General features: G+C 74.3%; 32 protein-coding genes. 20 read left to right on the top strand and 12 right to left on the bottom strand.

The window, feature by feature from the left end:
• Window positions 1–6: 6 nt before the first annotated feature.
• Window positions 7–936 carry a succinate--CoA ligase subunit alpha gene (locus tag DSM104329_RS09115; protein WP_259315120.1) on the top strand — a complete coding sequence of 310 codons (930 nt, stop codon included), beginning with the start codon at window positions 7–9 and terminating at the stop codon, window positions 934–936.
• Complete coding sequence (locus DSM104329_RS09110) at window positions 933–1,199, top strand: hypothetical protein (protein ID WP_259315119.1); 267 nt, start codon at window positions 933–935, stop codon at window positions 1,197–1,199. The genes DSM104329_RS09115 and DSM104329_RS09110 overlap by 4 nt, the downstream gene beginning before the upstream one ends.
• Before the next feature lie 9 nt (window positions 1,200–1,208).
• On the opposite strand, the gene DSM104329_RS09105 is transcribed toward DSM104329_RS09110, so the two are convergent.
• From DSM104329_RS09105 to DSM104329_RS09095, 3 genes are read right to left on the bottom strand one after another with little or no spacing between them, the layout of a single operon-like run.
• Complete coding sequence (locus tag DSM104329_RS09105; RefSeq protein ID WP_259315118.1) at window positions 1,209–1,607, bottom strand: type II toxin-antitoxin system VapC family toxin; 399 nt, start codon at window positions 1,605–1,607, stop codon at window positions 1,209–1,211.
• Window positions 1,604–1,834: a type II toxin-antitoxin system Phd/YefM family antitoxin gene (locus tag DSM104329_RS09100; protein ID WP_259315117.1), complete on the bottom strand. Its 231-nt coding sequence runs from the start codon at window positions 1,832–1,834 to the stop codon at window positions 1,604–1,606. Before DSM104329_RS09100 ends, DSM104329_RS09105 begins: the two co-directional genes overlap by 4 nt.
• Before the next feature lie 22 nt (window positions 1,835–1,856).
• Window positions 1,857–2,531: a hypothetical protein gene (locus tag DSM104329_RS09095; RefSeq protein WP_259315116.1), complete on the bottom strand. Its 675-nt coding sequence runs from the start codon at window positions 2,529–2,531 to the stop codon at window positions 1,857–1,859.
• Between the two features lie 55 nt (window positions 2,532–2,586).
• On the opposite strand from DSM104329_RS09095, the gene DSM104329_RS09090 reads away from it, so the two are divergent.
• Window positions 2,587–3,231 (top strand): TetR/AcrR family transcriptional regulator, encoded by a 645-nt coding sequence (locus tag DSM104329_RS09090; RefSeq protein ID WP_259315115.1) that lies wholly within the window; start codon window positions 2,587–2,589, stop codon window positions 3,229–3,231.
• 29 nt (window positions 3,232–3,260) lie between these two features.
• Here the strand turns inward: DSM104329_RS09090 and DSM104329_RS09085 are convergent, their stop codons facing one another.
• Both DSM104329_RS09085 and DSM104329_RS09080 read right to left on the bottom strand, forming a co-directional pair.
• Window positions 3,261–4,016 carry an anti-sigma factor gene (locus DSM104329_RS09085; RefSeq protein ID WP_259315114.1) on the bottom strand — a complete coding sequence of 252 codons (756 nt, stop codon included), beginning with the start codon at window positions 4,014–4,016 and terminating at the stop codon, window positions 3,261–3,263.
• The gene (locus tag DSM104329_RS09080; protein ID WP_259315113.1) at window positions 4,013–4,633 is read right to left on the bottom strand and encodes an RNA polymerase sigma factor; all 621 of its coding nucleotides are present in this window, start codon (window positions 4,631–4,633) and stop codon (window positions 4,013–4,015) included. Before DSM104329_RS09080 ends, DSM104329_RS09085 begins: the two co-directional genes overlap by 4 nt.
• A gap of 113 nt (window positions 4,634–4,746) precedes the next feature.
• On the opposite strand from DSM104329_RS09080, the gene DSM104329_RS09075 reads away from it, so the two are divergent.
• Entirely contained in the window at window positions 4,747–5,235 is a 489-nt protein-coding gene (locus tag DSM104329_RS09075) for a fasciclin domain-containing protein (RefSeq protein ID WP_259315112.1), read from the top strand.
• A 14-nt stretch (window positions 5,236–5,249) separates the two neighbouring features.
• On the opposite strand, the gene DSM104329_RS09070 is transcribed toward DSM104329_RS09075, so the two are convergent.
• Complete coding sequence (locus tag DSM104329_RS09070) at window positions 5,250–6,383, bottom strand: aminotransferase class I/II-fold pyridoxal phosphate-dependent enzyme (RefSeq protein ID WP_259315111.1); 1,134 nt, start codon at window positions 6,381–6,383, stop codon at window positions 5,250–5,252.
• Window positions 6,380–6,886: a hypothetical protein gene (locus DSM104329_RS09065; RefSeq protein WP_259315110.1), complete on the bottom strand. Its 507-nt coding sequence runs from the start codon at window positions 6,884–6,886 to the stop codon at window positions 6,380–6,382. The genes DSM104329_RS09070 and DSM104329_RS09065 overlap by 4 nt, the downstream gene beginning before the upstream one ends.
• A 235-nt stretch (window positions 6,887–7,121) precedes the next feature.
• Between DSM104329_RS09065 and DSM104329_RS09060 the strand changes: the two genes are divergently transcribed.
• The 3 genes from DSM104329_RS09060 to DSM104329_RS09050 are packed head-to-tail and all read left to right on the top strand — an operon-like array spanning window position 7,122 to window position 9,534.
• Complete coding sequence (locus tag DSM104329_RS09060; RefSeq protein WP_259315109.1) at window positions 7,122–7,880, top strand: PASTA domain-containing protein; 759 nt, start codon at window positions 7,122–7,124, stop codon at window positions 7,878–7,880.
• Window positions 7,881–7,909: 29 nt separating this feature from the next.
• Window positions 7,910–8,725, top strand: a complete 816-nt coding sequence (locus DSM104329_RS09055; protein WP_259315108.1) for a PASTA domain-containing protein — start codon at window positions 7,910–7,912, stop codon at window positions 8,723–8,725.
• Between the two features lie 29 nt (window positions 8,726–8,754).
• On the top strand, window positions 8,755–9,534 hold the full coding sequence (locus DSM104329_RS09050) for a PASTA domain-containing protein (RefSeq protein WP_259315107.1): 780 nt from the start codon (window positions 8,755–8,757) through the stop codon (window positions 9,532–9,534).
• A 27-nt stretch (window positions 9,535–9,561) separates the two neighbouring features.
• Here DSM104329_RS09050 and DSM104329_RS09045 read toward each other — a convergent pair whose 3' ends face one another.
• Window positions 9,562–10,464, bottom strand: a complete 903-nt coding sequence (locus DSM104329_RS09045; RefSeq protein ID WP_259315106.1) for a glutathione S-transferase family protein — start codon at window positions 10,462–10,464, stop codon at window positions 9,562–9,564.
• 75 nt (window positions 10,465–10,539) lie between these two features.
• On the opposite strand from DSM104329_RS09045, the gene DSM104329_RS09040 reads away from it, so the two are divergent.
• From DSM104329_RS09040 to DSM104329_RS09010, 7 genes are all read left to right on the top strand, one after another.
• Entirely contained in the window at window positions 10,540–11,253 is a 714-nt protein-coding gene (locus DSM104329_RS09040) for an ABC transporter ATP-binding protein (RefSeq protein WP_259315105.1), read from the top strand.
• Window positions 11,238–12,836 (top strand): hypothetical protein, encoded by a 1,599-nt coding sequence (locus DSM104329_RS09035; RefSeq protein ID WP_259315104.1) that lies wholly within the window; start codon window positions 11,238–11,240, stop codon window positions 12,834–12,836. Before DSM104329_RS09040 ends, DSM104329_RS09035 begins: the two co-directional genes overlap by 16 nt.
• A gap of 75 nt (window positions 12,837–12,911) precedes the next feature.
• Window positions 12,912–13,742, top strand: a complete 831-nt coding sequence (locus tag DSM104329_RS09030) for an enoyl-CoA hydratase/isomerase family protein (protein WP_259315103.1) — start codon at window positions 12,912–12,914, stop codon at window positions 13,740–13,742.
• A 45-nt stretch (window positions 13,743–13,787) separates the two neighbouring features.
• Window positions 13,788–14,567, top strand: a complete 780-nt coding sequence (locus tag DSM104329_RS09025) for an Fpg/Nei family DNA glycosylase (protein ID WP_259315102.1) — start codon at window positions 13,788–13,790, stop codon at window positions 14,565–14,567.
• Window positions 14,568–14,580: 13 nt separating this feature from the next.
• Entirely contained in the window at window positions 14,581–15,597 is a 1,017-nt protein-coding gene (locus DSM104329_RS09020) for a UDP-N-acetylmuramate dehydrogenase (protein WP_259315101.1), read from the top strand.
• Window positions 15,587–16,285 carry a DUF6518 family protein gene (locus DSM104329_RS09015; RefSeq protein ID WP_259315100.1) on the top strand — a complete coding sequence of 233 codons (699 nt, stop codon included), beginning with the start codon at window positions 15,587–15,589 and terminating at the stop codon, window positions 16,283–16,285. The genes DSM104329_RS09020 and DSM104329_RS09015 overlap by 11 nt, the downstream gene beginning before the upstream one ends.
• Before the next feature lie 31 nt (window positions 16,286–16,316).
• Window positions 16,317–16,637 carry a YbjQ family protein gene (locus tag DSM104329_RS09010; protein WP_259315099.1) on the top strand — a complete coding sequence of 107 codons (321 nt, stop codon included), beginning with the start codon at window positions 16,317–16,319 and terminating at the stop codon, window positions 16,635–16,637.
• Here DSM104329_RS09010 and DSM104329_RS09005 read toward each other — a convergent pair whose 3' ends face one another.
• The 3 genes from DSM104329_RS09005 to DSM104329_RS08995 all read right to left on the bottom strand — a co-directional run bounded on the left by DSM104329_RS09005 (window position 16,638) and on the right by DSM104329_RS08995 (window position 18,804).
• Window positions 16,638–17,216: an N-acetylmuramoyl-L-alanine amidase gene (locus DSM104329_RS09005; RefSeq protein WP_259315098.1), complete on the bottom strand. Its 579-nt coding sequence runs from the start codon at window positions 17,214–17,216 to the stop codon at window positions 16,638–16,640.
• Between the two features lie 2 nt (window positions 17,217–17,218).
• A complete protein-coding gene (locus tag DSM104329_RS09000; RefSeq protein WP_259315097.1) occupies window positions 17,219–18,139 on the bottom strand; it encodes a nitrilase-related carbon-nitrogen hydrolase in 921 nt (306 codons plus the stop codon).
• A gap of 62 nt (window positions 18,140–18,201) precedes the next feature.
• Window positions 18,202–18,804, bottom strand: a complete 603-nt coding sequence (locus DSM104329_RS08995) for a hypothetical protein (protein WP_259315096.1) — start codon at window positions 18,802–18,804, stop codon at window positions 18,202–18,204.
• Window positions 18,805–18,824: 20 nt separating this feature from the next.
• Here DSM104329_RS08995 and DSM104329_RS08990 point away from each other — a divergent pair, with 20 nt between their 5' ends.
• The 6 genes from DSM104329_RS08990 (at window position 18,825) to DSM104329_RS08965 (ending at window position 22,620) form a co-directional block, all read left to right on the top strand.
• The gene (locus DSM104329_RS08990; RefSeq protein WP_259315095.1) at window positions 18,825–19,001 is read left to right on the top strand and encodes a hypothetical protein; all 177 of its coding nucleotides are present in this window, start codon (window positions 18,825–18,827) and stop codon (window positions 18,999–19,001) included.
• Window positions 18,998–19,756, top strand: a complete 759-nt coding sequence (locus tag DSM104329_RS08985) for a hypothetical protein (protein WP_259315094.1) — start codon at window positions 18,998–19,000, stop codon at window positions 19,754–19,756. The genes DSM104329_RS08990 and DSM104329_RS08985 overlap by 4 nt, the downstream gene beginning before the upstream one ends.
• A 66-nt stretch (window positions 19,757–19,822) precedes the next feature.
• The gene (locus DSM104329_RS08980; protein ID WP_259315093.1) at window positions 19,823–20,092 is read left to right on the top strand and encodes a hypothetical protein; all 270 of its coding nucleotides are present in this window, start codon (window positions 19,823–19,825) and stop codon (window positions 20,090–20,092) included.
• Window positions 20,089–20,418: a hypothetical protein gene (locus DSM104329_RS08975; protein WP_259315092.1), complete on the top strand. Its 330-nt coding sequence runs from the start codon at window positions 20,089–20,091 to the stop codon at window positions 20,416–20,418. The genes DSM104329_RS08980 and DSM104329_RS08975 overlap by 4 nt, the downstream gene beginning before the upstream one ends.
• A 13-nt stretch (window positions 20,419–20,431) precedes the next feature.
• Window positions 20,432–21,556, top strand: a complete 1,125-nt coding sequence (locus DSM104329_RS08970; RefSeq protein WP_259315091.1) for a M20/M25/M40 family metallo-hydrolase — start codon at window positions 20,432–20,434, stop codon at window positions 21,554–21,556.
• Complete coding sequence (locus DSM104329_RS08965) at window positions 21,556–22,620, top strand: pyridoxal-phosphate dependent enzyme (RefSeq protein ID WP_259315090.1); 1,065 nt, start codon at window positions 21,556–21,558, stop codon at window positions 22,618–22,620. Before DSM104329_RS08970 ends, DSM104329_RS08965 begins: the two co-directional genes overlap by 1 nt.
• Before the next feature lie 113 nt (window positions 22,621–22,733).
• On the opposite strand, the gene DSM104329_RS08960 is transcribed toward DSM104329_RS08965, so the two are convergent.
• The gene (locus DSM104329_RS08960; protein WP_259316199.1) at window positions 22,734–23,678 is read right to left on the bottom strand and encodes an agmatine deiminase family protein; all 945 of its coding nucleotides are present in this window, start codon (window positions 23,676–23,678) and stop codon (window positions 22,734–22,736) included.

Below are 23,678 nucleotides of genomic sequence, written 5' to 3'. Positions count from 1 at the left end.
GGTCGAATGAGCATCCTCGTCGACGCAGACACCACCTTCATCGTCCAGGGCATCACCGGCCGCGAGGCGGTCAACCTGACCCGCGAGTGCCTGGACTACGGCGCCGGGGCGAAGATCGTCGGCGGCGTCACGCCGGGGCGCAAGGGCCGCGAGGTCCACGGCGTGCCGGTCTTCGACACCGTCGCCCAGGCGGTCGAGCACCACGGCACGCCGATCAAGGGCTCGGTCGTGACCGTGCCGCCGGCGTTCACGAAGGACGCCGTGTTCGAGGCGATCGAGAACGGCATCGAGCTCGTCGTGATCGTCACCGAGCGCATCCCGCGGGCGGACGTGGCGGAGATGGTCGAGCTGGCGACCCTGCGCGGCGCGCGGATCATCGGCCCGAACTGCCTCGGGATCATCGTTCCCGACGTCATCAAGATGGGCGGCATCGGCGGGCCCGCGAAGGACGCGGCGAAGTCGTACAAGCCGGGCGCGATCGGCGTGATCTCCCGCTCGGGCGGCATGACGACCGAGATGTCCTCGACGCTGAGCGCCGCGGGCCTCGGCATCTCGACCGCCGTCTCGATCGGCGGCGACGCGATCATCGGCTCGACGTACGCCGAGCTGATGCCGCTCTTCGAGGCCGACGACCAGACGCAGGGCATCGTCATCTACACCGAGCCGGGCGGCCGCATGGAGGCCGAGCTCGCGCGGTGGGTGACCGAGAACGACTCGCGCCTGCCGGTCGTGGCGTTCATGGCCGGCCGGTTCATGGACGAGATGCCGGGCATGAGCTTCGGCCACGCCGGCACGATCGTCGAGGGCAAGGAGGACACGGCGACCGAGAAGATCGCCCGCCTCGCCGAGGCGGGCATCACGGTGGCCGAGGAGATCTCCCAGATCCCGGAGATCATCAAGGGCAAGATCGAGGAGCGCCAGGGGGCCGCGGCATGAGAAGCGACGCCATCTTCATCGGCATCGAGGTCTCCGACGAGATCGCGGGCGACGCGGCCGCGGCCGCCAGGCTCGAGGAGGTCTGTCCCGTCGACATCTACGCCGACGCCGGCGGGCGGGTGCAGATCGTCGACACGAACATCGACGAGTGCGTGCTCTGCCGGCTGTGCATCGACGCGACCCCGCCCGGGACCGTCAAGGTGCACAAGCTCTACGACAGCGGCCCGGACGCGGTGCTGAGCAGCGATCCCGCCGTCGCCTGACGCTCACGCTCACGCGCGGCCGCCGACGAGCAGCGTCCGTGCCGGGTAGCGCGTCAGGACCTCATCGGCCGTCGTCAGCGTCGCGTCGAGGACAAGCGCCTGGGCGACGAGGACGCGGTCGAAGGGGTCCCGATGCAGGCGCGGCAGGGCCGCGACCGCCAGCACGTGACCGTGCTCGATGGAGATCGGCTGAGCGCCGATCGCCCGGATGCGCTCGGGCGTCCACCGCTCGGGACTCTCGGGCAACGGCAGCCGGCCGAGCGCGTACTTGACCGCGATCTCCCACGAGCTCGCCGCCGAGACCAGCAGCTCCGTCTGCGGGTCGGCGAGCATGTCGAGGTGAGCTCCGAGCCGCTCGGGCACGGTCTGCAGCCACAGGAACACGTGCGTGTCGAGCAGAGCTCTCACCGCTCGAAGTCCGCGAGCAGCTGGTCGGGAAGCGGCGCGTCGAAGTCGTCGGGGACGGCGAACACGCCGTGGTCCATCCCGAAGCGGCGACGCGTGTCGCGGGCGGGGACGAGCCGCGCGACGGGCGCGCCCCGGCGGGTGATCGTCACCTCGTTCCCCGCGGCCACGTCCTCCAGGAGGCGGGAGAGATGCGTCTTCGCTTCATGGACCCCAACAGACTTAGTCACCCGACTAAGTCTAGTGTTGCTGTCAGGCAGCCGTCGATTCCTGGAGGCGAGCGGCCGACCGGTGGAAGCTGCCCTCGACGGCCGAGGGCCGGAAGCGGGCGAACAGCTGGTCGCGGTGAAACGGGCGCTCGGCGTTGCGGCGCATGGCCTCGGCGTGCGCGGCGCCGGCCTGCGTCGCGTAGGCGCGCATCTCCTCGGCCGTGCGCCACACCGAGAACGTGGCGACGGTCCGCGGCGGCCGGGTGATCGCGGTGGAGAGCAGCACCGCGGGGTCGCGGCGGGCCTGGCGCTCGGCCGCCGCGCTCGCGCGCAGGAACGGCACGAGGCGGTGCAGCTTGGTGCGGCCGAACGTGAGGACCGCGACGGGCTCCCGCGGATCGGCCTCGCGCTCCGGCCGCCCGAGCCCCGGCAGCTCGGGGAGTCCGCCGTACGCGCGCAGCGGCTCGAGCCGCACGGACCAGCCGGTGGCCAGCCAGCCGGCGAGCGGGTCGTCGGCCAGGAACGCGTCGAGCGCCTCGCCGTCGCGCCACGCCGCTATGAGGCCGTTGCCGTCGACCCGTGGCGGGCCGCCGGCCGGCAGCGGCGCGATGAGCGTCGTCTCCGACCAGATCAGCCCGTCCCGGGGGGCGGGGCGCCGGCGCAGCCTGCGCAGCGCCTGCGGCGCGCCGGCGGGAACGAGATGGACCGTCAGGAGCATGATCTAACCTACTCGTCGCTAGGTTGCTCGCGCAACGTACCTAGCGGCGACTAGGTTGTCAACGTCCGACGCTCCCCTACCCACCCCCCGCCGGCGCCGGCTGACCGCGCCGGAGCGGCGCGAGCTCATCGAGCATGCCGCCACCGAGGTCGTCGCCGAACGCGGCTATCACGGCGCCGCCATGAGCGAGATCGCCCGCCGCGCCGGCGTCACGGTCCCCGTCGTCTACGACCACTTCGACTCCAAGCCGGCGCTCTACCGCCGCCTGCTCGAGCGCCACTACGCCGACCTGCAGCGCATCTGGATCGAGCACCTCGGCCGCGACGAGATGACCGCCGTGCGGCTGGGCGGCGCCGTCGACGCGTGGTTCGCCTACGTCGAGGAGCACCCGTTCGCCTCGCGGGTGCTGTTCCGCGACGCGACCGGGGATCCCGAGGTCGACGCCGTCCACCGCGCCGTGGCCGCCGCGAGCCGGGACAGCCTGCTGCCGTTGCTCGCCCGCGAGCCCGCCGCGCGGGCGACGGAGGACTCGCCCGCCGGGACGCTGCTCGTCTGGGAGGTCTTTCGCGCCACGATGCAGGGCCTGGCGCTCTGGTGGGTCGACCACCCCGACGTGCCGAGAGAGCAGCTCGTCACCACGACGATGAACGCGCTCTGGCTCGGCTACGAGCGCGTCGCTGGCGGCGAGACCTGGTCCTAGGCGCGAGCGCCAGGTTCGTGGACGACTGATCAGCTGCGGGTCGCGCCGCGCAGCACGGAGTCGCCCGAGTGCTTCGGGTCGCCGTTGTTCGGCTGGCGTGAGATGTCGAACCAGCGGAAGTTCGAGGGGTCGACGGCGAGCGGCACCTGGACGGTCGCGTTGCCGGCCGCGTCGACGCGGAAGGTGCCGAGCGCAACGAGCTGGCCGTCGTCGCCGAGCAGCCACAGCTCGTAGAACGCATCTCGGCCGGTGCGGGGCAGGCCGTCGACGTGCAGCTGCACCGACCGCTTGCCGGTGCCCGCCTGGGCGATGGAGACACGCCCGCTCGCGTTGAGGTCGCGGGGGCCGACGGGCTGCAGCGAGTGCTCCGCGACCGTGGTGACCTGGGTCGTCGTGCCGCCATCGTCGGTCCCGCGCCCGGCGAGCACGCCGATCCCGACGCCGACGATGAGCAGCGCGGCCGCGGCCAGCGCCGCGAGGGCCGGGCGCAGCTCGATGCGCCGCACCCGGTGCAGGGGGGTCGGGGGCGGCGGCGGCCGATCGTCCGGCTCGATCGCGTGCGGCTCAGCGGGGGCACGCGACGGCAGCGCGGCGATCCGCAGCGGCGGCGGCTCCGGCATGTCCCACGCGTCCGGCGGCAGGCTCTCGAGCGCCTCGACCGCGGGTCGCAGGCGCTCGACCTCGGCCCGCATGTCCGCGTCCGCGGCCATCGCGTCCTCGAACGCGCGCCGCTGGTCGGCGTCGAGCTCACCGAGCAGGTAGCTGACCGCGTCGTCGGCGTTCACCGGACCCCCTCCTCGTCGAGCATCGCGCGCAGGCGGCGCAGCCCGCTGACCATCCGCGACTTGACGGTGCCGAGCGCGATGCCGCCGCGCTCGGCGATCTCGCTCTGCGACAGGCCACCGTAGAAGCGCTGGCGCAGGACGTCGGCCTCGGGCTCGGGCAGCCGGCGCAGCAGCGCCGCGACGTACCAGCGTTCGGCGAGCGCGTCGACCTCCGCCTCGACGGACGCTTCGGCGCCGAGCACGCCCGTCTCACCTGTCGGGTCGCGCGGCTCGGGGATGCGGCGGCGCAGCTGGTCGACCGCCCGGCTGCGGGCGATCATCATGATCCACGTGAGCAGGCCCGACCGCGCGGGGTCGTAGCTGCCCGCCCGCTGCCATACCTCCAGGAACACCTGCTGCTGGACGTCCTCCGCGAGCGCGCGATCGCCCAGCACCCGGAGCAGGAGCCCGAACGTCGCCCTCCCGTAGCGGTCGTACGCATCGCGCAACGCATCGGGATCGCCGGAGCGCAGGCGCTCGGCGATCCGATGCTCCTCCGGGTCGGATCCACGGTCGGGGACGGGCACGCGAGGCACCATCGTGACCGATCGGGCCGCGGGAGCGGCGAATGAGCTCATCGTGTTGATTCCTACGCGCCAGCTATCCCGGCGGATGGGCAACCCGCCAACCGGACGCGCCCGCGTTCGCGTACCCGTCGGGCGTCAACGTCCGACCCAAGGAGTCCGCCTCGATGCGAACCCGATCCATGCTGGCCACCGCCATCGTCGCCACCGGCCTCGTCGGCCCGTCGGCCGCCATCGCCCAGGCGCCGGAGCGCAACCTGGTGCAGACCGCGCAGGCCGCCGGCCAGTTCAAGACCCTGACCAAGCTCGTCACCCAGGCGGGCCTGGCGAAGACGCTGACCGGGAAGACCAGGTACACCGTCTTCGCTCCCACCGACGCGGCGTTCGCCAAGGTGCCGAAGCGCACGCTGAACGCGCTGGCCGGCGACAAGGCGATGCTGCGCAAGGTCCTGCTCTACCACGTCGTCCCGGGCAACGTGACCGCCAAGGAGGTCGTCAAGCTTCGCTCCGCGAAGACCGCCGAGGGCTCGCGCGTGCGCATCCGCGTGCGCAGCGGCAAGGTGTGGGTGAACAACGCCCGCGTCGTGACGCCCGACGTGAAGGCGAGCAACGGCACGATCCACGTCATCAACCGCGTCCTCCTGCCGCCCAGCTGAGGCGGCGCCTCCGCTCAGGCCGCGGCCCACTCGCGCAGCCGCCCGATCGCCTCGTCGAGCACCGACTCGCGCTTGCAGAACGCGAAGCGCACGAGCGATCGGGTGGGCCCGGCGGGGTCCTCGACGAACGCCGAGACGGGGATCACGACGACGCCGGCCTCGTGCGGCAGGCGCAGCGACAGCGCCTCGGCGTCCGGGTGGCCGAGCGGCGATGCGTCGGCGCAGATGAAGTACGTGCCCTGGCACGCCAGCACGCCGAAGCCGGCGGCGCGCAGGCCGTCCGCGAGCCGGTCGCGCTTGGCGTGCAGCTCGTCGCGCAGGCGGGCCGGATAGCCGCCGTCGTGCGCCAGCGCGGCGGCGGCCGCCGCCTGCAGCGGCGTGCCGCCGGCGAACGAGAGGAACTGCTTGACGCCGCGCAGCGCGGCGATGAGCTCCGCCGGGCCCGTCGCCCAGCCGATCTTCCAGCCGGTGAACGAGAAGGTCTTGCCGATGCTCGAGATCGTCACCGTGCGCTCGCCCATGCCGGGCAGGGTCGCGAGCGGGATGTGCTCGCCCTCGAAGACGAGGTGCTCGTAGACCTCGTCGGTGACGGCGATCACGTCGTTGTCGCGGCACAGGGCGGCGATGCCCTCGAGCTCGGCGCGGTCGAGCACCCGGCCGGTCGGGTTGTGCGGGCTGTTGAACAGCAGCAGACGCGTCCGCGGCGTGATCGCGGCGGCGAGCTCGTCGAGGTCCAGCCGCCAGTCGGGCGGGTGCAGCGGCACGCGGCGCAGCGTGGCGCCGGCCATCCGGGCGATCGGCGCGTAGGAGTCGTAGCACGGGTCGAGGATCACCATCTCCTCGCCGGGCCGCACGAGGCCGAGAACCGCCGATGCGAGCGCCTCCGTCGCGCCGAACGTGACCTGCACCGCCGCGGGCTCCAGACCATACTGCCGGCGCTGGTGCTCGAGGATCGCCTCGCGCAGTTCCGGCACGCCGCCGAGCGGCGCGTACTGGTTGCGCGTGCCGGACCGTAGCGCCGCGACGGCCGCGTCGGCGACCTCGGCGGGGCCGTCCTCGTCCGGGAAGCCCTGGCCGAGGTTGATTGCGCCGGTCTCCTCCGCGAGCGCGGTCATCGTCGTGAAGATCGTGGTGGTGGGGGCGGTCATGCGGCCGTGGGAGCGTAAGCCACGGACGGCTCGCCCTGCAGCGGGCCCGCGTCGTCGTGCAGCACGTACTCGGGCGTGGGACCGAGCGTCATCTGCCGCTGCCAGGCGGCGCGGCCGGGCAGCGACGCCTCGAACGCGTCGTACGTCACGCCCGCGGGCTTGGCGCGCCAGGCGGCGAAGCGCACGCCGTCGAGGCGGGGCTCCCCCCGCTTGAGGAGGTACAACCCGGCGATCCCCCAGGCGGCGGCCGCCGCCGCGGCGTCGTGCGGGACCTGCCGAGGGCCGGAGACCGCCCGCTCGTTGAGCTCGCCCAGCGCGGTGAAGTCGTCCACCAGGTACCAGTCCTCGTAGCCGTCCCCTCCGTCCGGGATCCAGGGCAGCCCCCGCACGGCGAACCACGCCGACGGGACGCCGATCGAGTGGTGGAACGCGTCGAGGGGGGCCTCGTAGTCCGCAGCGACGACGCCCGGCGCGGGACGATGCCAGAAGACGTACGCGAGCACGCGCGAAGGCTAACCCGCGGCGCGAACTACGGACGGCCGCTCCATGGTTCTCCGCATGTGAGGCGTATTCCTGGCGGATGCCTGAGCGCTGGAGCGGGCCATACGGTCGAAGCTCATTCGATCGAGGCCCGAGGAGGCCGAGATGCGACCGTTTCCCGCCCTCGCCGGGTGCGCCGCCTTGGCCGCCGGCGCGCTCGCTCTGCCCGCCGGCGCCTCAGCTGCGTCGTGCGCGCCCATGTCCGGCGCGATCGCCGATGCGGTCGACGGCGAGCTCTTCCAGGCACCCGAGATCACCGGCATGACCGCCACGGTCGACGATGCCTGCACGATCACGCTGAGCGACCAGATCGCCAACCGGCCTGCGCTGGCCGCCAACGACCAGCTGCAGTGGTGGCTGGACACGGACAACAACCCGAACACGGGTGTCATCTACACCGGGTTCGGCAACGCACCGTGGCAGCAGGGGGCGGACTACGGCGTCGTGCTGTTCGGCAGTGGCAATGCGGCGCTCTACGGACCGAACCGCAACGCGCCGCCGCTCGGGCAGCTGCCGGCGGCGGGACCATTCTCAGTCGCCGTGCCGGCCGCGGCCGTCGGCGCCACCGAGACGTCCGCGATCCGCATCGCGGGCGCGGCGCTCACCCGCACGGCGGGCAACACGACCGTCTACGAGGACATCGCGCCCAACCTCGGCTCGCCGCCGTTCGTCCTGCAGCTGCGGCCCGGAACGGCCTCGACTCCGGCTCCCGCGCCGGCTCCCACGCCGACGCCCGCTCCCACGCCCACGGTCCAGTGCGTCGTGCCGAACCTCAAGGGCCTCACCGCAAAGAAGGCGCGCACCAGCCTGACCGCCGCCCATTGCACGCTCGGCAAGGTCAGCCGCCACCGCGGCAGGGGCAGGCCCGGCCGCATCGTCGCCAGCTCGCCGAGAGCGGGCGCGACGGCCCCCGAGGCCACGAAGGTCTCGGTCATCGTCCGTCCCAAGCGGCGGTGACCCGAGGCGATCCAGACGGGAGCACCACCATGTCCCTTCGCAGCATGCTCATCCTGGCGGCCGTCGCGGGCGCGACCGTCGCTGCGGTCCCGGCCGGCGCGTCGGCCGCGACCTGCGAGCCGGCCGGACAGACCATTGCGGACCCACCCGGCGACAACGACCCCGGAGCCCTGGACATCACGGGCGTGACCGCCTTGGTCGACGCGAACTGCGTCCTCACCGTCGGCAACCAGATCGCGGGCGACGTGCCGCTCACCGGCACGCAAGCCTTCCAGTGGGACTTCGATGTCGACAGCAACCCGGGCACCGGGAGGACGAACTTCGGGTTCCCTGGCATCGAGTTCTTCGCGTCGCTCACCGCGAGCGGTCGTGGCAGCCTCACGCCGTTCGCCGCTCCGGCACCGACCTCCTCCGCCGGCGTGGCCCCGGTTCCCCCGTATGGCGTGTCGTTTCCAGCGGAGGCCGTCGGTGCCGGACCGGGCTCGGCGATCCGGATTTATGCGCTGTCCTACGGCTTCGTCGGCATGGGCCAGTTCGCCGGCGACCGGGCGCTGCTCGACGCGCCGCTGGTCCTGACGCTCCAGGCGCCGCCCCCGCCTCCGCCGCCTCCGCCTCCGCCTCCGCCTCCGCCTCCGGCAGTCCAGTGCGTCGTGCCCAACCTCAAGGGCCTCACGGTCAAGCGCGCCCGCACCCGTCTGACCGCAGCCCACTGCACGCTCGGCAAGGTCAACCGCCACCGCGGCAGGGGCAGGCCCGGCCGCATCGTCGCCAACTCGCCGAGAGCGGGCGCGACCGCCCCGGAGAACACGAAGGTCTCGGTCATCGTCCGCGCCAAGCGGCGGTGACGTCCATTTCCCAACCGAGGAGAAGCACCATGCAACCTCGCACCATGCTCGCGCTGGCGGGCGCCACCGCCGCTGCGGCGTTCGCGCTGCCGGCCGGCGCGTCGGCCGCGACCTGCCAGCCGGCCACGCAGACCGCCGCCGACGCGGCGGGCGACAACGAGGCCGGCGCGCTCGACATCACCGCCGCGACGGCGTCCGTCGACGCCAACTGCGTTATCACGCTCAGCGACCAGATCGCCGGCAGCCCGCCGCTCGGGTTCTTCGACATCCTGCAGTGGCATCTCGATACGGACAACAACCCCGCCACGGGCGTCAGCAACGGACCGTTCAGCGGACTCGACTACGACGCGGTGATGGTCGACGACGTGTTCACCTTCGTCAGCCCGGCCGGAGCCGCCCAGATGACCGACGTCACGAGGGTGCCCCCGTACGGCGTGTCGTTCCCCGCCGAGATGGTCGGCGTGGCGCCGGGCGCGACGATGAAGATCTACCCGTTCTCGCAGCGCCAGTCGGGCGCCCAGTTCACCCGCGACGACGCGGCGCCGCTCCTCTTGAGCGTGCAGGCGCCGCCCCCGCCGCCGCCGCCACCGCCACCGGTCCGGTGCGTCGTGCCGACGCTCAAGGGCGTGACGGTCAAGCGCGCCCGCGCGCGGCTGACCGCCGCGCACTGCGCGCTCGGCAGCGTCCACAAGCGCCGGGGCAAGGGCAAGGCGGGCCGCATCGTCAGCAGCTCGCCCAAGGCCGGTACCACCGCGGCCGGCGGCACGAAGGTGTCCGTCACGGTCCGCACGCACAAGCGCAAGCGCTGACCGGCCGGCCGCTCCGCACGGGCGCGGTCAGCCGCGCCCGTGCGGTTCGGTCCAGTCCATGTCGAGCGGGCCGGCGGCGATGATCCGGCGTGGATTCAGCTCGGGGTGCGTGGTGTAGTAGTGGCGCTTGATCTCGTCGAAGCGGACGGTCTCGGCGACGCCCGGCCACTGATGGAGCTCGCGCGCGAACGGCCAGAGATTGGCGTACTCGATCAGCCGGTGGCCGTTGCACTTGAAGTGCACGTGGTAGACGGCATCGAAGCGCAGCAGGGTGGTGAACAGGCGCCAGTCGGCCTCGGTGATGCGGTCCCCGGCGAGGTAGCGCCGGCCGCCGAGGCGCTCGTCGAGCCGGCCCAGCCAGTCGAACAGCGCGGTGAAGCTCTCCTCGTAGGCCTCCTGGGTGCCGGCGAACCCGGTCTTGTAGACGCCGTTGTTGACGTTGTCGTACACCGGCTCGTTGATCGCGTCGATCTCGGCGCGCAGGTCCTCGGGATAGAGATCCGGCCCCTCGGTCCCCCAGGCGTTGAGCATGCGGATGATGTCGGCCGACTCGTTGTTGACGATGCGGTGCTCCTGACGGTCCCACAGCACCGGCACGCTGACGCGGCCCTCGAAGCTCGGATCCGTCGCGTCGTAGGCGTCGACCAGGAAGTCCCAGTCGTGCAGCTCGTCGCGATGCTCGCCGCCCGTGAACGCCCAGCCGCGCTCGTCGCGGTACGGGTGCACCACGGACATCCCGACGACGTCCTCGAGCCCCTTCAGGCGCCGCACGATGATCGTGCGGTGCGCCCACGGGCACGCGTAGGAGACGTACAGGTCGTGGCGGCCGGGCTCGGTCGTATCGGCCCAGTCGCGGAACTTGCTCTGCTGGCGCCGGAAGCGGCCGTCGCCGGCCTCCTCCGCACCGAGCTTGAAGACGGTGTCGGTCATAGTTGCATCGTCAATGATATTGGTCGCGGGCTCAGCACGCGTGTACCCGTGCCGCCGTCAGGCACACTGGTGGGCGTGGCCACCGCGCCCCTGCAGGTCGATTCCCTGTCGCGCAGCTACGGGCGCCTCGTCGCGCTCGCGGACCTGTCGCTCACCGTCCACGCCGGAGAGTGCGTCGCGCTCATCGGCGCCAACGGCAGCGGCAAGTCGACCGCGATGCGCACCATCGCCGGCCAGCTGACCCCCACGTCGGGCACGATCCGGATCGCCGGGCTCGACCCTCACACCGAGCCCGAGGCCGAGCGGGCGCGCGCCGCGCTGGCGATCGTCCCGGACTCGCCGCTGCTCTACGCCGACCTCACGGTGCGCCAGCACGCCGAGCTCGTCACCATCGCCCACGGCGTCCACGGCGAGAGCACCGCCGCGCGCATCGACGCCCTGCTCGAGCGCCTGGGCCTCGCCGAACGCGCCGACTTCCTGCCCGCCGAGCTGTCGCGGGGCATGCGCCAGAAGACCCAGCTCGCCTGCGCGCTCGTGCGACCGGCGGCGCTTCTGCTCCTCGACGAGCCGGTCGTCGGGCTCGACCCGCCCTCGCAGGCGCTGCTGCACGAGCTGCTGCTCGAGGCCAAGCGCTCGAGGGTCGCCGTCGTGCTGACCACGCACCAGATGGCATTCGCCGAGGGCCTCGCCGACCGGGCGGTCATGCTCGAGGAGGGCGAGGTCGTCGACCAGGGGCCATGGGGCGAGGTCGCCGAACGGGCGGAGCAGCGCGGGTGGCTGCCGAGCTGACCGCCCCACCCTCGGCGGCCCTGCCCGCGGCCGCGGCGCTGCGCGACGTGCGCGCCTGGTGGCGCGTGCGCCATCCGCCGCCGTCGATCGCCCGCCGCCTGGACGTCGCGTACATGGTCGCGATCACGGTGGGCATGGTCGGCGCGCTCACGTACGGCACGACGAGCACGGTGCTCTCGCGCTGGATCACCCCGTCGAGCGCCGAGGTGTGGGGTCCCTCCGTGCTGCTCGTCGTGCTGTGGCTCGCCGCCCGCTGGGGCGGCGTGCAGGGACCGGTGGTCTACGCGCAGGCCGACGTCGCGTTCCTCCTGCAGGCGCCGCTGAGCCGCCGCGCCCTCGCCGCCCCGCGCCTGGTGCGCAACCTCGCGGTCGGCGCCGCCGGCGGAGCGGTGCTCGCCGGCATCGCGATCGTGGCGCTGACCGGCAAGGGCCGCAGCTTCCCGCTGGACGGCGCGCTGGCGCTGACCGGCGCCTTCGCGGCGTGCGGCGTCATCGGCGTCGCGCTCGCGGGCGCCGTCGAGGGGTCGGCGCGGCTGGACGCGATCACGCGCCGGGCCGGCCTGCCGGTGGCGATCACGGCGGCCGCGCTCGTCGTCGCCGCGCACGGCAGCGCGGACGGGCGCGCCGTCGCGCGCTGGTCCGGACCGTGGGGCTGGGCGGCGGCGCCCGCGAGCGGCGCGAGCGCGAGGCACTGGCTCCCGGCGCTCGCGGCCGTGGTGCTCGTCGCCGCGGTCGCGGCGGCGCAGGTCGTGCGCACGTGCGGACGGTGGCCGGCCGAGCGCCACGCCAGGCGCGCGGAGGCGCGCGCCGGCGCCATCGCGTCGCTGTGGGCGTTCGACGCACGCACCGCGCGTCTGGGCCTGCGCCGCGCGAGCGATGCGGGCCGGCGGTCGGCGCGCGCCCGCCGCAGCCGCCTGCCCCGACACCCTGCGTGGGTCGTCCCCTGGCGCGACGTCACCGCCGCCCTCGGCGACCCCCGGCCCGTCCTGCAGGCCACGACCCTTGCGCTGGGCGGCGCCGCGCTGAGCCTGATCGCCGCCGACCGTCCCGCCGCCGGCGCCGCCGGCGCGCTGCTGGCCTACTGGGGCGCTTCGCGGGCGCTGGAGCCGCTGCGCGCCGAGACCGACGCGCCCGACCGCACGCGCGTCCTGCTGCCGACGCCCTACGGCCGGGTGCTGCTCGGCCACGTGGCGCTGCCGATGGCCGCGGTGGCCGCCGGCGCGCTCCTGGCGGTCGCGGGGTGCGCCGCGACGGGCGAGCTGCCGGCCCACGGTGCGGCCGCCGCGCTGCTCGCGGTGCTCGCCGTCCCCACCGTCGTGCTGTGCGCCGCCCTGTCCTCGCGCCGCGGGGGACGACTGCCGACGAGCATGCTCACCACCGCGATGGCCGGCGATCCGAGCGGCGGCGGACTGGTCGTCGCATGGCTCGTCGCGTGGCCCGTGGGCGCCGCGGTCCTCGGCGGCGGCCCGGCGGTGCTCCTCGCCCACTCCGGCGCCTCGGCGGTCGTCGTGGCCGTGCTCATCGCCCTGGCCGTGCCGCCGCTGCTGGGCACCGTCCTGCGGCACACGCGCGACCCCTCCTGACGCCGGTTGGGAGGTTCACAGCGGCACGGCCCGGCGCGCGCACCCGCGGGCGGGCGCCCGATCTAGCGTGCACCCATGAGCGTCTGGGAAGTCGAGGAGCGCGACGGGATCATCGTCGCCGCCCACAACAACCCGCCGATGAACTACTTCATCGGCGCGAGCGCGGCCGGACTGGCGGAGATGCTGCCCCGCTGGCGGGAGCCCGACGTGCGGGTGGTGATCATCACCGGGGCGATCCCCGACCGCTACATCACCCACTACAGCGTCGAGGAGCTCGTCGACCTCGCCGAGGACCGCGAGGACCTCATCCGCCGCTCGTACGACCTCATCTACGGCTGGCACACGCTGCTGCAGTCGCTGTCCTACCTCGACAAGCCGATCATCGCGGCGATGACCGGCGACACGGGCGGCGGCGGCCTCGAGCTGTCGCTGAACTGCGACATCCGGATCATGCAGCGCGGCGACTATCTGCTCGGCTTCCCCGAGGCGAGCCTCGGGATCCTCACGGGCACCGGATCGCAGCTGCTCGAGCGGGCGATCGGCCGCAGCCGGGCCCTCGACTTCCTGCTGCGCAGCCGCTACGTGACCCCCGAGGGCGCGCTCGAGCTGGGGATCGTCAACGAGCTCGCCGACGATGCGCGGGCGCGGGCGCTCGAGGTGGCCGAGCGGTTGAGGACGAACTCAGCGGTCGCGCTGACCGCGGCGAAGCGCTCCGTCGTGCGCGGCGCGAACCTGCCGATGCAGGAGGGGCTGCGCGTCGAGGCCGAGGAGTGGCTGAAGACGATCGTCACCGACGAGGCGATCGACGCGATGCGCGACTACGTCGCCCAGCCGTTCGACAAGCGGCGCGACTGGGTGCGCGACCACGGTGCCTGGCCGGAGCCGGGCATGGCCACGGGCAGCTGACGCCCTCGCCCCAGGGCGGCGCCGCCGAGCACGTACCCTGGGCCGATGCCCGAGCTGCCCGAGGTCGAGCGCGCCCGCGCCCTCATCGCCGAGCGCGCGCTCGGCCGGCGGATCGCGGCGGTCGACGACACCGACACGTACGTCTGCCGGCCTCACCAGCCGGGCGAGCTCGCCGCAGCGTTCACGGGCCGCACGCTCAGCGCCGCGAACCGCCGCGGCAAGGCGATGTGGATCGAGACCGACGACGGCGAGGGCCCGATCCTGGGGCTGCACCTCGGCATGGCCGGGCGCATCGTCGTCGACGACCACGCCGAGGGCGACCCCGCGCCCTCCGACGGCAACCCGTCGTGGGACCGCTTCACGCTGCACTTCGAGGACGGCGGCGCGCTCACGCTGCGCGACAAGCGCCGCCTCGGCCGCGCGGTGCTCGACCCGCGCATCGAGGCGCTCGGGCCCGACGCGGGCGAGATCGCCCGCGACGCCTTCCGCGAGCGCGTCGGCCGGGGCGACGCGCCGCTCAAGGCGCGGCTCATGGACCAGGCGGTCCTGGCCGGGGTCGGCAACCTGCTCGCCGACGAGACCCTCTGGCGCGCGCGACTGTCCCCCGTGCGCCCGGCCGGCTCGCTCGACGACGACGAGCTAGACCGCCTGCGCCGCGAGCTGCGCGCCGCGATCCGCTCGGCCATCCGGCTCGGCGGCGTCCACACGGGCGAGCTGATCGAGCACCGGGTGCGCGGCGGCCACTGCCCGCGCTGCGGCGCCGAGCTCGCGCGCGCGACCGTCGGCGGGCGCACGACGTACTGGTGTCCGGTGGAGCAGACGTGAGCCGCGTCGCGTGGTGAGCCTCGCGCCGCTGACGACCCTGCGCCTGGGCGGCCCGGCGCGCCGGCTGGTGCGCGTCGCGACGGCGGACGAGCTCGTCGCGACGGTGCGCGAGCTCGACGCCGCCGGCGAGCCCGTCCTGCTGCTGGCCGGCGGCAGCAACGTCGTCGTGTCCGACGCCGGCTTCGACGGCACGGTCGTCCGGATCGAGACGCGCGGCATCGAGCGCGACGGCGCGACGCTGACGGTCGAGTCGGGCGAGGAGTGGGATGCGGTCGTGCGCCATGCGGTCCGGGGCGGCCTGGCGGGCGTCGAGTGCCTGTCGGGCATCCCCGGCTCGACGGGCGCGACGCCCATCCAGAACGTGGGCGCCTACGGGCAGGACGTCAGCCAGACGATCGCGTCGGTCCGGGTGCTCGACCGCCGCAGCGGCGAGGTCGCCGATCTACCGCCCGGCGCGTGCGGCTTCGCCTACCGGTCGAGCGCGTTCAAGGGCCGCGCGGACCACGTCGTGCTCGGCGTCACGTTCGCGCTGCGCGAGTCGGACCAGGGCGAGCCGGTCGCCTACGCGGAGCTCGCACGGGCGCTGGGCGTCGAGCTCGGCGACCGTGCTCCCCTGGGCGACGTCCGCGAGGCGGTGCTGGCGCTGCGCCGCGCGAAGGGCATGGTCATCGACGCCGCGGACCCGGACTCCGTGAGCGCCGGCTCGTTCTTCACCAACCCCATCCTCGACGCGGAGGCGTTCGCGCAGCTGCGGCGGCGCGCCGCGCCGCAGTCGCCGCCGGCCTTCCCCGAGCCCGACGGCCGGATCAAGACGTCGGCGGCGTGGCTCATCCAGCGGGCCGGGTTCGAGCGCGGGATGGTCCGCGGGCGCGCGGCGATCTCGAGCAAGCACACGCTGGCGCTCGTCAACCGCGGCGGGGCGTCCGCCGCCGACCTCGTGGCGCTGGCCCGCGAGATCGCCGGCGGGGTGCGCGACGCCTTCGGCGTCGTGCTGGTGCCGGAGCCGGCCTTCGTCGGCCATGAATGGTGAGGGCGAGCGGCTGCGCGGCTCGCGCGTGGCGGTCGTGGCGCTCGCCGCGCTGGTCGCCGCGCTCGGGCTCGGGGTCGCCGCCCGGTACGCCGCCGGCTCGGGCCTGATCGCCCTCGCCGGCCCCGTCGCCGAGCCGGCGAGCCGCCTGGGCGCGTGGGTCATCGCGCTCGGCGCGCCGTGGCTGGCCGTCGCCTGGCTGCTGGGCGCGCTGGCGCGGCGCGGCGATCTCGGCGCGGCGACGGGCGCCTTCGCCCTCGTCGGCGGCACCGGCGCCTGGTACGCGTTCACGGTCTGGAGCGAGGGCCGCGCGTCGCTCGGCTACGCCGTGCCGGTGTCGATCGGCTGGGCGGCCGCCGCGGCGGTCGCGGGTGCGATCTTCGGCGCGGCGGGCGCGCTGTGGCGGTCGGGGCGCAGCGACGGCGCCCGCGCGCTCGGGGCCGCGATGGTCGCCGCGCCGATGATCGGCGAGGCGGTCCTGCTCGAGACGACGTGGGACGGGCGCGCGGCGCGGGTCGTGCTGACCGCCGAGCTGCTCGTCGGGCTCGTCCTGCCGTTCGTGCTGGTGCGCCGCCCGCCCCGCGCGCTGCTGCTGTGCCTCGCGCTGACCGCGGTGCTGTCGGTCGTCGCGGCGGTCGGCGAGGACGTCGTGCGCGACGCGCTGCGCCACGTCGGCTGGCACGGCCCGTAGGACTCCGCCTCGACAGGTAGGGTCCCGAGCCATGCTCATCTCCACCATGAACGACCTTCCCGGCTACGAGATCGAGGAGGTCTACGGCGAGGTCTTCGGTCTCACCGTCCGCTCGCGCAACGTCGGCTCGCAGATCGGCGCGTCGTTGAAGTCAATGGTCGGCGGTGAGCTGAAGGGCATGACGAAGATGCTCGCGGAGGGCCGCGCGCACGCGACGGAGCGGCTCGTCGAGGAGGCCGAGGGCAAGGGCGCCAACGCGATCGTCGCGTTCCGGTTCGACACGTCGGAGCTGGGCACGACCTGGACGGAGATCTGCGCCTACGGCACGGCGGTGCGCGCGCGCAAGCTGTAGCTACTTCGAGAGCAGCTTCCGGTAGCGCGTCATGGTGCTCGCGCTCATGTCGCCGTGCGTCTGGCCGCGCAGGCGCCGGACGCGCTCCTGGTGATACGGGCTCGACAGCGACTCGGCGTGCCCGATGACGTTCTCGGTCGAGATGCCGAAGCGGCTCTGCAGCCAGCGCGTCAGCCGCAGCGACGCGCGCAGCTGGCGGCGGTCGTCCATCACCTGGCCGTCGGTCGTGCCGACGTGTTCGATGCCGATCGCCGTGTAGTTCAGGCCCACCGTGTGGCGGCACATGATCCCCAGCGGGACGAGCTGGTGGATCGTCCCGTCCCGGTCGATGACGAAGTGCGCGCAGGTGCCCGGGAGCTCGTGCAGCTCGGGATCGGCGACGTCGGCCGAGAACGTGTTCCACGTCGCGCTGTAAGAGTTGTTGGCGGTGATGTGCTCGACGATCACCTTCGGGCCCTCCAGGCGAAACGAGTCGATGCCGTAGTGCCGGCGCGCGTAGCGGCGCATCTCGTTCTTGCGCCTGGCCTTGAACGGGATCGGGCTCTGCACGATCGCGGGTGGCGGGACGTCGGCGAACATCGTCAGGTCAGAGCCCCGTACGCGTCGGGGCGGCGCGTGGTGAGGAACGGGAACAGCTCGAGCCAGTCGCGGCGCTGGTCGAGGTCGAGGTCGGCGACGAGCACCGCCGGCTCGTCGCGCGGCGCCTGAACGAGGACGCGGCCGTACGGGTCGCTGACGAAGCTCGAGCCGTAGAACTCAAGCGGCGCCTCCGTGCCGATCCGGTTCACGGCGACCATGAACGTGCCGTTCGCGATGCCGTTGGCGACGATCACGCGCTCCCAGAGCGGCTCGGTGTCGAAGTCCGGGTGATCGGGCTCGGAGCCGATCGCGGTCGGGTAGACGATGACCTCCGCGCCGCCGAGCGAGTACGCGCGCGCGAGCTCCGGGAACCACTGGTCCCAGCACGTCGGGAAGCCGAAGCGGGCGTCGCCGAGCGCGATGACCGGAAACCCGTCGCCGGGCGGGCCGGGCCGGAAGTACTTGTCCTCGTGGTAGCCGGCGGTGACCGGGATGTGCAGCTTGCGGGTGCGCGCGACGAGCTCCCCGTCCGGCGACATGACGATCGCGGTGTTGAAGCCGAGGCCGTCGGGGTCGTCGGGCGCCAGCTCGTACAGCGAGGCGTGCACGTGGGCGCCGGTCTCGCGGGCCATCCGGGCCGCGAAGCGCGACGTCGCCCCGTCGGGGATCGGCTCGGCGGCGTCGCGCGGACCGTCCGCGGTGATGGCGAAGTACGGCGAGAGCGTGAGCTCCTGCAGGCAGACGAGCGTGGCGCCCTCGGCGGCGGCCATGCGGATGCCCTCCGCGAGCGCCGCCTCGTGCTGCACCGGATCGGGATGCCAGCGGTGCTGAACGGCGCCGATGCGCAGCGGCGGGCGACGGGGCTCCTCGACGCCGGCGCGCGCGGGCGAGGGCGGGATGTCGTAGGCGGTCAGCAGCCGCATCGGGTGCTCACGCTAGTACACCCATCCGCAAGTTCTTCGGGTCTCGGCGGCGCTCGCGGGCGTCAGCGCACCTCGATCTCGGGACCGAGCGAGAACGGCGCGACGAGCTCGATGCGGTCGCCGCTCCAGAAGCGGCCGGGGTCGTACCAGCTCGCCGGCCGGTCGGCGGGCAGCAGGCCCATCGCCTGGTAGCTGCTCGCGACGAGCTCGGCGCAGTAGATCGTCTCCAGCGACACCTCGCGACGGCGGCGGAAGCGGCCGCGCAGCCAGCGGCCGGCGAGCGAGACCGTGGTCGGGAACGGGTGGCCGTCGAAGCGGTCGATCGTCTGCATGAGCCGGTCCTCGTGATGGCGCGCCACCGTGCCCTGCAGCTGGCGCACCCAGGCGCGCTGGTGGTAGCGCTCGTCCCAGGTGCGGACCGCGTCGGCGAGCCGGTGCAGCTGCACGCCGCGCTGGCGCTCGCCCGTCCAGACGTCGGGCAGCGAGCGGCCGAGCTCGGCATGCCAGAGCAGCGGCGGCAGGTCGTCGATCGCGACCGCCATGCCGACGTGGTTGACCGGGCTGTTCGTCACCGTCCGGATGGCGAGGTCCGCGACCGTCCGGCCCCGGAAGAGCCAGATGTCGCCGGTGGCGGCGGTGGCGACGGCTTCGTCGAGCGACAGCACGCGGCGTACCCTACGAGCCGATGCGCGTCCCCTGGAAGCTGATCGGGCTCGCGGGCCTCGCGGGCGTGGCCGTCGGCGGCGCGGTCGTCGCGCGGCGCCGGCAGCGAGCGCAGCGCGAGTACGAGCCCGACGAGCTGCGCGAGCGGCTGCATCAGCGGCTCGCCGAGGTCGACGGCGACCGCGACGGCGACGGGTGAGCCGCCGGGCCGCCGGGATCGCCGCCGTCCTCATGGCGTGCGCTGCGGTGGTGGCCGCCCCGGCCGCGGCGGCCGCGCCGCCCGCTCCGCCCGCGCCGCCCACTCCGCTCGCGCCGTCCGCGCTTCGCGTGCTGAGCGGCCGGGGGTCGGCGGACATCGAGGTCACCTACGCCAGCGACCCGCGCACGTGCGCCCGGTCGGGCCGCTGCGGGATCGCCGGCGTCGTCGGCGTCCACGTGCCGTCCGGCGCCCGGGCGGGCGGGGCGCAGCTCACGCTCGACGGGCGCACGATCGGCTTCGGCGGGCTCGTCAGCACGCGGGCGCGGACCGCGGCGAGCGTCTTCATGCCCGGCGGCGGGCGCTGCCGCGACGAGCTGCGCACGCCGCTGCTCAGCTACGTGCTGACGACCCGCGGCGACCGCGCGCGGATCACGTTCCTCGCGGTCGCGGCGAGCACGGTGGTCGCGGGCGCCGAGCCGCTGGCGACGCGCTGCAGCGGCCCGCTGACCGTGGACCTCGCCCGCAGCGGCGCGCTGCCGCGCACACGGTGGCTCCCGCGGGCGCGCCTCGACAGCGGCCGCCCGATGACCGTGCGCGCGACCGGCCGCCGGCGCTTCCACGCCGGCGGGTTTCGCGGGGTGGTGCGTTACCGCGTGACCCTGCGCGTCACCTCGAGCGCGAACGACGACGTGCCGGAGCCCCATCCCGCTCCGCCGGGCGTCGCCGATCGCACGCTCGCCGTGTCACCTGGTTGACAGACGCCCGCGTGGCGTGGGCGGAGCATCAGGTCCATGATCTCCCCGTCCCGGAAAGGACACGTCATGCACAAGGTCCCGCGCCGACTGATCGTCGGCGCCACGCTCCTCGGCCTGACCGCCGGCGCCGCCGGCCCGGGCCTGGCCCAGGCCAAGCCGCAATACATGCCGGTCAAGGAGAAGTGCAAGCCCGGCGCGCTGTGGCAGGACGAGAACGGCAAGGTCATCGCCGTCTGCGACAAGAACAACCGCTGGGTCAAGGTCATCCGCCTCGAGACCGGCCCGCTGCACGTCCTGGCCGCCGTCCCGACGACCGCCCTGGAGGCCGCATCATGAGCGCCCGTCGCGTGTTCACCGTCGCCCTCGCCGCCCTGGCCTTCGGCGCGGCCGCGCCCGCCGTCCAGCAGGCCCAGGCCAAGGACAACGCCGGCTCGGCGCCGGAGGTCAAGTGCCCGGAGTTCGGCGGCGGCAAGCCCGGCGACCAGAAGACCCTCTCCGAGACGAAGGTCGTCGGCGGCAAGGTCGTCATCGTGCGCAGCTACACGGTGATCTGCGGCGACGACGGCAAATGGCATGAGCTCGCCGCCATCCGCCACGGCGGCCTGGGCCCCGTCGTCGGCGCCGTCAGGGCCAACGTGGTGCTGGTGGCGGCGCGCGGGTGAGCGAGGTGGCAGCATGCCGCCGGTGAACGGCGAGCAGCTCCTCAGCGCGCTGGTCGCGATCGACTCGGTCAACCCCGATCTCGTCGCGGGCGGGGCGGGCGAGGCCGAGATCGCCGCGTTGGTCGCGGACTGGCTGCGCGACGCCGGCCTCGACGTCGAGGTGGTCGAGGCGGCGCCGGGCCGGCCGAGCGTCGTCGGCACCGTCCGCGGCCGCGGCGGCGGGGCGTCGCTCATGCTCAACGCGCACCTCGACACCGTCGGCTTCGACGGGATGGACCGGCCGCTGCAGCCCCGCGTCGAGGACGGACGGCTGCACGGCCGCGGCGCGTACGACATGAAGGGCGGCCTCGCCGCGTGCCTGATCGCCGCAGCCGAACTGGCGCGCGGGGAGCCGCTCGCGGGCGACGTCGTCGTCACCGCGGTCGCCGACGAGGAGCACGCCAGCATCGGCATGCAGGCGGTGCTCGCCCACGTCCGCACGGACGCCGCCATCGTCACCGAGCCGACCGCGCTGCGCGTCTGCGTCGCGCACAAGGGCTTCGCGTGGGCGGACGTCGAGACGGCCGGGCGCGCCGCCCACGGCTCGCGCCCCGGCGAAGGCATCGACGCGATCACCCGGATGGCGCCCGTGCTGAGCCGGCTCGCCGCGCTCCAGCGCGACCTGGGCGAGCGGCCGCCGCACGCGCTCGTCGGCGCCCCGTCCGTGCACGCCTCGCTCATCGAGGGTGGCCAGGAGCGGTCGAGCTATCCCGCCCGCTGCCGTCTCGCGCTCGAGCGCCGCACCATCCCCGGCGAGACCGCGGCCGACCTGCGGGCCGAGCTCGACGCGCTCGTCCGGGCCGTCGACGGCGCGATCGCAACGCCCGGCCTGACGCGCGCGCCGTTCGCGGTCGACCCCGGCGCCGCGGTCGTCGCCGCGACGTCGCGCGCCGCGCACCGGATCACCGGTGCCGCGCCCGAGCTCTACGGCGAGACGTACTGGATGGACGCCGCCCTCATCCAGGCCGCGGGCATCCCGACGGTCGTCCTCGGCCCGGCCGGCGAGGGCGCGCACGCGGCCGAGGAGTGGGTCGACCTGGCCAGCGTCGACACGTGCGCGGCCGTCCTCGCCGCCGCCGCCCACGAGCTGTGCGCGTGATGCGCTGGCTGGCCAACCCGCATCGCGACCCCGCCCTGCGCCCCGGCGACGACGACGCGCCCCTGCGCTTCCACCGCTCGCTGGACGGCTACGCGCCATCGCCGCTCGTCGACGCGCCGCAGCTCGCCGGCGAGTGGGGCGTCGGCCGCGTCCTGCTGAAGTTCGAGCGCGAGCGCTTCGGCCTGCCCGCCTTCAAGTTCCTCGGCGCGTCGTGGGCGGCGCGCCGCCTGCTCGGCGAGCCGCCGTACGACCCGGACCTGGAGCTCGTCGCGGCGACCGACGGCAACCACGGTCGCGCGGTCGCCCGCGTCGCGCGCCTCGCCGGCCTGGGCGCCACGATCCTGGTCCCCGCCGGCACCGCCGCGGCGCGTATCGACGCGATCGCCGGCGAGGGCGCCCGCGTCGAGGTCGTCGACGGCACCTACGACGACGCCGTCCGCCGCAGCGCCACGCTCGCGAGCCCGCGCCGGCTCGTGCTCTCCGACACGTCCTGGCCCGGCTACGAGGACGTCCCGCGCTGGGTGATCGAGGGCTACGCGACGATCTTCCGCGAGGTCGACGAGCAGACCGGCGGCGCGCGCGTCGATCTCGCGGTCATCCCGATCGGCGTCGGCGCGCTCGCCGCCGCCGCCGTGCGTCACCTGGGCGCCGGCGCCACGCTCGCCGGCGTGGAGCCCGAGAGCGCGGCCTGCGTCCTCGAGTCGATCGCCGCCGGCAAGATCGTCGAGGTCCCCGGCCCGCACACCTCGATCATGGCCGGGCTGAACGCCGGCCTGCCGTCGCTCGTCGCCTGGCCGGCGATGCGCGACGGCTTCGACGTCCTGTGCGCCGTCACCGACGACGTCGCGGAGGCGGGCATGCGCCGTCTCGCCGCCCTCGGGCTCGAGGCGGGCGAGGTCTCGGGCGGCACCGCCGGCGCCACCGGCGCGCTGCTCGCCGACCCCGGCGCGCGCGCCGCGCTGCGGGCCGGCCCGGAGACGTCCGTCCTGCTCGTCCTGACCGAGGGCGTCACCGACCCCGCGAACTACGCGCGCATCGTCGGCGGCGGCGCCGAGTCAGGCTGAGCGCCGTGGCAGGCGCACGCGCTGCTCGTCGGCGAGGAAGCGCTCGACGAGGTTCTGTGCGTTGGCGGCCAGCGGATCCAAGCGCACCCGCCCCGGCCCCCGCCCCGTCCGGCTCAATCCGTCGCCGGCACCTGCTGGGTGATGCAGTGCGGGCCGCCGCCGCCGAACGCGAGCGTCAGCCCCGGCACGCCGATCGGCTCGTGCTCGGGGAACGCCAGCCGGTAGATCTCCAGCGCGCGCTCGTCGAGATCCGCGTCGCCCGCCTGCGGCACGATCACCGCTCCGTTGCAGACATAGGCGTTGAGGTAGCTCATCGCGATGTCGTCGTCGTAGGCGATGGCGTCGAACAGCGTCACGTCGATGCCTGCCCGCTGCAGGCGGTGCGCGTTGTCGGTCATCGCCGCGAAGTTCGGGTTGTCCTCCTCGACGTGCTGCAGCAGCACGTCGCCGCCGGGGGTCGGCATGCAGACGAGGTCGACGTGGCCGTCGGTGTCGCGGTCCTCCACGAGCCCCTGCCCGAGCCACACGACGCGCGTCACGCCGAGGCGGGCGGTCAGCTCGTCCTCGATCTCGGCGCGCGTCCAGGACGGGTTGCGGTTGGCGTTGAGCAGGCACTGCTCCGTGGTGATGAGCGTGCCCGCGTCGTCGATCGCGATCGACCCGCCCTCGAGCACCATCGGTGAGCGCTCGTACGGCCGGCCGAGGTGCTCGCACACGCGCGGCGCGATCGTCGCGTCGTCGTCCCACGGCGGGAACTTGCCGCCCCACGCGTTGAAGCCGAAGCAGACCGCCGGCTCGCCGGTGAAGATCGGGCCGCTGTCGCGCAGCCAGGAGTCGTCGATCGGCGCCTCCCAGATCTCGACCGCCCCGGCCAGCACCGACCGCGCCTGCGCCCCGTCCCCGGGTCGGGCGATCATCAGCACCGGCTCGAAGGCGGCGATCGCGTTGGCGACCTCCGCGTACTCCTCCTTGGCCTCCTCGAGGCGGTCCTCCCACAGCTCGGCCCGGCACGGCCAGCCCATGATGGTCCGCTCGTGCGGCGCCCACTCGGGGGGCAT

Origin of the sequence: Capillimicrobium parvum (assembly GCF_021172045.1) — a bacterium.
Lineage (GTDB): Bacteria > Actinomycetota > Thermoleophilia > Solirubrobacterales > Solirubrobacteraceae > Capillimicrobium > Capillimicrobium parvum.
This window is presented reverse-complemented; position numbering and strand designations above follow the sequence as displayed.